This is a genomic window from uncultured Thiodictyon sp., assembly GCA_903837595.1.
Classification (GTDB): Bacteria; Pseudomonadota; Gammaproteobacteria; order Chromatiales; family Chromatiaceae; genus Thiodictyon.
The window spans coordinates 1-4,327 of record CAILVI010000319.1 but is presented as its reverse complement, the minus strand read 5'-3'; the positions used below and the strand labels follow the sequence as shown (position 1 = coordinate 4,327).

The 4,327-nt window shown below is 66.5% G+C and carries 4 protein-coding genes; all 4 read right to left on the bottom strand.

Going from position 1 to position 4,327, the window contains the following annotated elements; translation table 11 throughout:
• On the bottom strand, positions 1 to 1,059 hold a 1,059-nt coding region (locus tag QZY44_RS17625), incomplete at its 3' end, for a GMC family oxidoreductase N-terminal domain-containing protein (RefSeq protein WP_295449090.1).
• A 14-nt stretch (positions 1,060 to 1,073) separates the two neighbouring features.
• Positions 1,074 to 2,021, bottom strand: a complete 948-nt coding sequence (locus QZY44_RS17620) for an ABC transporter ATP-binding protein (protein ID WP_295449087.1) — start codon at positions 2,019 to 2,021, stop codon at positions 1,074 to 1,076.
• A gap of 36 nt (positions 2,022 to 2,057) precedes the next feature.
• A complete protein-coding gene (locus QZY44_RS17615; RefSeq protein ID WP_295449085.1) occupies positions 2,058 to 2,846 on the bottom strand; it encodes an ABC transporter permease in 789 nt (262 codons plus the stop codon).
• A 187-nt stretch (positions 2,847 to 3,033) separates the two neighbouring features.
• Positions 3,034 to 4,327: ABC transporter substrate-binding protein (locus tag QZY44_RS17610; protein WP_295449082.1), on the bottom strand; the 1,294-nt coding region annotated here is incomplete at its 5' end.

Here is a 4,327-nt window from a genome sequence, read left to right as displayed (position 1 = left end):
GGTCGACTCCGGCAGGACCCGGGTAAAGAGCCCACCCTGGTTGATCCCGATCGCCAAGGGTCCGCGGCGCGTAAGGAGCCAGCGCAGGCCGATCCGTGCCTGGCCGAACCAGGTATGCAGGTCGTCGTTGGTGGTGATCGGCCTGGTCACGCGGTGGATCGAGCGCAGCTGAAGATGGTCTTGCAGGTTCTCCCCGACCCCAGGCAGATGCCCGACCACCGTGATCCCCAGTTCAGCCAGCCGACGGGCGTCGCCGAGCCCGGAGAGTTCCAACAGTTGGGGACTCTGGACAGCGCCGGCGGCCAACAGCACCTCGCGTGCGGCGCGGGCTTGGAGCAGCCGCGTCCCTTGGCGGTATTCCACACCGATGCCCCGGGTCCCCGCGAACAGGAGTCGGGTCGCCCGTGCCCGCACCTCAATGCGCAGGTTCCCACGCCGTCGTGCCGGACGCAGATAGGCGGCTGCGCTGGATACCCGCAGCCCATGGCGGGTTGTGAGTTGATAGTAGCCGACGCCCTCTTGGCAGGGCCCGTTGAAGTCCGCGTTAGGTGGCACGCCGAGTGTGGCCGCGGCCTGGATGATGGCCTCCATGAGCGGGTGTGGCTCCCCGATGTCCGAGACGTGCAGGGGCCCGGCGGCCCCATGCCGTTGATCCGCGCCGCGCGCGTTGCACTCGGCACGGATGAAAAAGGGTAACACCTCAGGCCAACCCCAGCCGGGGTTGCCCAGGGCGGCCCAGCCGTCGTAGTCCGCGGCTTGCCCGCGGATGTAGATGAGCCCGTTGATGGAACTGGACCCGCCCAGGCAGCGTCCCCGCGGCCAGTAGATCCTCCGGTCGTTCAACCCCGGCTCCGGTTCGGTCTGGAAGCCCCAATTGAGCACCGGATGGAACATGGTCTTGCCATAGCCGATAGGCAGGTGGACCCAGGGCGAGCGGTCGGCCGGGCCGGCCTCCAGCAACAGCACGCGATAGCGACCGTTTTCGCTCAGGCGCGCGGCCAGCACGGCACCGGCAGACCCGGCACCGATCACGATGTAATCCTGGTCGAGGGCGTCCATCCCGCGATTCGCCATCACCGCGGGCCGCGCAGCGCGCGGACTTCACCGTGAACGTCAGACCGGGACCCGGTGGGAGCGGCTTCAGCCGCGACGAGGCCACCGCCGCTTCCGATGTCGCGTCGCGGCTGGAGCCGCTCCCACGCACGCCTTTCATCGCCCGGGGTGCTGGTCTTGCCGCCATGGCCTTCAGCCGCTGGTTTGGTCTGCGGCACGCCATCCCATAGCAGTGCACGGATATGCCGGCGCAGCGCGATATAACCCGGGTCGTCTTCGTGGTGCGGCCGCGGCAGGTCCACCCGGATATCCTCCTTGACCCGACCCGGGCGGCGGCTCAAGACGACGATCCGATCGGCCAGCCGGATAGCCTCCTCGATGCTGTGGGTAACGAGCACCATGGTCTTGGTCTCCAGTGCCCAGATGCGCGCCAGTTCGTCCTGCATCAGGTGGCGGTTCTGGGCGTCGAGTGCCGCGAAGGGCTCGTCGAGCAGCAGCAGGCTGGGATCAACGGCCAGTGCCCGGGCAATGGCAACCCGCTGTCGCATGCCGCCGGAGAGTTGATGCGGATATCTGCGCTCGAAACCAGTCAGACCCACCAGCGCGACGTGCTGCGTCACGATCCGCTCCCGTTCGGCCGCCGGCAGACCCTTGGTCCGCAGGCCGAAGCCGATATTTCCATGGACCGTCAACCAGGGGAAGAGGGCGTAGTCTTGGAAGATCACCGCCCGCTCGCGCCCCGGCCGGCCCACCGGCTCGCCGTCCAGGGTGATGCGGCCCGTGGTCGGTTGCTCGAAGCCCGCCACCAGATTGAGCAGTGTGGTCTTGCCGCAACCGCTGTGTCCGAGCAGCGCACAGAACTCGTTCTCCCCGACCCGGAAGCTCACCCCATCCAGTGCCGCCGTCGGCCCATGCCCGGCGTCACCCGGATAGACCTTGCCGACGCCATCCACGACCAAAGTACCCATGAGTTTCGTGTCCGTTAGCTGAGTTCCGGAAGCCGGTCACTGACCAACCGCCAGTGACCAGGGTAGCAGGCGTCTGGCCAATCGGCGCACCAGGCAGTCGATGACGAAACCGGTGAGCCCAATGGTGAGCATGCCCACCAAGACGATGTCGGTCCGCAGGACTGAACGCGCGTCATTGATGAGAAAGCCCAGACCGCTGCTCGCCCCCACCAGTTCGGCCGCTACCAGGGCCATCCAGCCGAAACCGAAGCCAACCCGGATGCCGGTCAGGACCTGGGGTGCGGCGGCCGGCAGCACCACGCGGCTCAGGATGTGCCACTGTGATGCGCCCAGGCAGCGGGCGGCGCGGATCAGGTTGGTCGGGATATCGCGGACCCCAACCATCGTGTTGATCAGGATCGGGAAGAAGATGCCGAGAAAGATAATGAACTGGTTCTGCGCATCGCCGATACCGAACCAGAGGATCGACAGCGGAATCCAGGCGATGGGCGGGATCGGCCGCAGGGTCTCGATGAGCGGATTCACCTGGTCATGCACGCCCTTCCACCAGCCCATCGCGATGCCCAGCGGCACGGCCGCGAGTGCAAAGACGAAGGCGGTCAACTCGCGCCTCAGGCTCGCCCACAGATGACCGGGCAGTTCGCCGGAGATGCTGAGATCCCAGGCCGCCCGGACGACGGCGGAGGGCGGCGGCAACAGTGTCACCAGATTGGCATCGACGCGGGGTAGCCAGACCGCACTGATGAACTGCCAGACCAGCAGCAATCCGGTCACCAGGGCCAATGGCCGCAGGCGGCGCAACAGGCCCACTGAGGCCTTGATCATCGTTCCGGACACTGGTCCGTGACGTGAGAAAGCGCCGTGACTCTGGGGGCGCCGCACCCCAGTGCGGCCCGGCCTCGCAGTAAACCGCAACGCTGCGATGACTTGCGAGGTTTCGCCGCACTGGGGTGCGGCGCTCCCGGGCGCCCCACCCCAGGTCCGCGCCACGGCGGCGCTACTCAAGCCGGCCTCAGGGGGCATAGACCCGTCCGGCGAATTCCCACGGATTGGTCAGGTCGCCCTGCTCGGGAAAGGGCTGGGGTGCCTTCAAGGTCAGATAGGTGTCGTAGGGCGGGTAGGGGAGTTGCCCGAGCTTGCCCGGCCAATCGGCGCCGATATAGGGCGGTGTCGTCGGCACCTTCCACCCCAGTCTGGCGAAGGCGTGCTCCGCGAATTGCGGCGCGAAGACCGTCTCATAGTCCGCGGCCGTCAGGCTGCGCGTTAGGCGCTTGGCCTGGGTGAGCCACTGGGCAATCCGCACGTTCTCCTGCCCCCAAAAGGCCGCAGTCGGATAGACAACGGTCGGCTTATAGAGGTTGTTGTACTCGTCGATCTGTTGCCGCAGCAGCGACTTGGGTACATTCTTCAGGTTCGCCTCCGCAGCCAGCAGGTCCGCGGCCTGATCCGGGTTCTGACGGATCCAGAGGTTGGCCTCGATCAATGCGTCGGTGAGTGCCTGGGCGACGTCCGGGGCCTGCTCCACCAGCTCCGTGCGCAGGTAGTAGCTGCCCTGATAGATGTTGAAGGGATAACTCACATTGATGGCGCGGCCGGTCTTGCGCTCCTGGGTGATGAGACTGGCGGTGAGGTCCCAGGGGACGACGGCGGCAATACCCTTCGGCAACTGAATCTGTTCGGCCAGGGGCAGGTTTTTCAGGATGACATCCTTGCCGATCTCGAGCCCGTTGTGGGCCGCGGCAATCTGGAAATAGAACTCGGCCGAGGAGCCGGTGACGATCCCGATCACGGCGGGCGGGTTGCTGCCCTTCAGATCCTTCAGAGTGTGCAGTGGGGAGTCGTTCGGGACGATGGTCTGGTGCTTGAGGTTGGGGGCAGTAATCCCGACCACCTTGATCGGCACCCGTTTGTCGATGAGCGTGGTCAGCGGAAAGTTACCGCCATTACCCACCTGGGCGCGCCCGGAGGTGACTGCCTCATTGATATCGGGTCCGGAATTGAACGCCTCGAACCGGGCCTCCAGTCCCCGTTTGGCCAGCAGCCCCTGGCCATTGATGACCGCCAGGCTAGCGTTCTGCCCGGAGAAGGGCGGCTGCCAGGCGACGGTCAAGGGCCACCAGCCCTTCTCCTTCAGCCAGGCGATGGACTTCTCCGAGCCCTGCTCATAGGGCTGCGGCCAGCCCCAGGCCGTGAATGCCCCGGCCCCGGCGGCGGGTGCGGCAAAGCTGACCGGCATGGCGAGCAGGGTGCCGACTAACCCGAGGGCCACGGCCGCACCGCGGAGCCTGCGGCGAATGTCAGGGTGG